Origin of the sequence: Streptomyces sp. NPDC057623 (genome assembly GCF_042800355.1) — a bacterium.
Classification (GTDB): Bacteria; Actinomycetota; Actinomycetes; order Streptomycetales; family Streptomycetaceae; genus Streptomyces.
On the sequence record NZ_JBHVGZ010000033.1, the window covers coordinates 1 to 1,157 of the forward strand.

At 69.6% G+C, this 1,157-nt stretch carries 2 protein-coding genes; one reads left to right on the plus strand and one right to left on the minus strand.

The genetic code is table 11. The features are described from left to right. Positions 1-66 precede the first annotated feature (66 nt). On the minus strand, positions 67-765 hold the full coding sequence (locus ACFU95_RS28680; protein WP_383832859.1) for a hypothetical protein: 699 nt from the start codon (positions 763-765) through the stop codon (positions 67-69). Positions 766-812: 47 nt separating this feature from the next. On the opposite strand from ACFU95_RS28680, the gene ACFU95_RS28685 reads away from it, so the two are divergent. Then, on the plus strand, positions 813-1,001 hold the full coding sequence (locus ACFU95_RS28685; protein WP_005485166.1) for a DUF5703 family protein: 189 nt from the start codon (positions 813-815) through the stop codon (positions 999-1,001). Positions 1,002-1,157 lie beyond the last annotated feature (156 nt).

Genomic DNA, 1,157 nt, shown 5'->3' on the forward strand with positions numbered 1-1,157 from the left:
GTCCCGGACCTTGTCCGGGACCGCCGCCGTCGCCGTGACAGCCGTCGTACCGCCGTCCGCGGTGCGCTACCGCTCCAGCGGCTCCAGGTCGTCTTCCTCGTCCGGATCGGCGTCGAGCTCGTCCTCGAAGTCGCCCTCGTCATCGATCTCGTCGGCGATCTCGTCGTCGAACACCGCGCTCACGTCGAAGCGGCAGACCACCCGCTGCGGATCGACGCCCTCGAAGGGAGCCTCCAGCCATTCGCCGGGGTCGCTCTGGTCGTCCGAGGCGGTCACCCAGAGTGTGGAGTCGCCCTCCTCCAGGCCGAACTCCTTGTGCCGGGAAGCGATCTCGTCCGGCTCGAACTCGCCGAACAGAGTGCCCAGCGCCTCGTGCACCGTGCCGGAGCCGTCCGCCTCGGCGCCCTCGACGTAGTCCGCGGCCTCGATCCGCTGGGCCTGCGCCAGCAACCGCTGCGGCTCCACCACGGCGTAGTCGCGGCGGATCAGCACACTCAGCGCGTTCGGTTCCTCGGGGCCCGTGTACGGCGGCAGCGCGTCCTCCGCACCGGGGATCTCGAAGGGGGTGACCTCGTCGTAGCGGTCGTAAAGCAGCTCGTCGTAGGTCTCGGCGGCCGCGGCCAGCTGGTTGAACGCCTCGTAGACGGCCGGGTCGTCCTCACCCGACCGGCGTTCGACCGCGGCCAGGTGGCGGTCGAGCGCGGTCTTGACCGCCTCGGCGGCGGCGCGTACCTCGGCAGCGGTGGGCTGCACAGCATCAGACATAGTGCAGACGCTATCCGTACCGGGCCCCAGCCCGCACAATAGATGCGATGCCGGAATACGAATTTGTCGACGTGTACGTACCGCGCGGGGTCTCCCGCAAGGACGCCACACGCCTGCTGACGGACCATGCCGAGTACGGACACTGGGAGTTGGACCGCCTGAGCCTGCTGCGCGACGGCAGCCGCAGGGTGCGGCTGCGGCGCCGGATCATCCGCCAGGTGCGGGCCACATGGTGAGCTGAGGCGACAGACAGCGAGACAGGAAGAACAGCAGAGAGATACACGGAGCGGGGGCCACCCCCGAGGGGGACGCTCCCTTCTTTTTCCTACCGGCCAACGCTCTTCCCCCCACCGCTCCCTTCTTTTCCCCCCCCTCCCCCCCCACCACCCCCC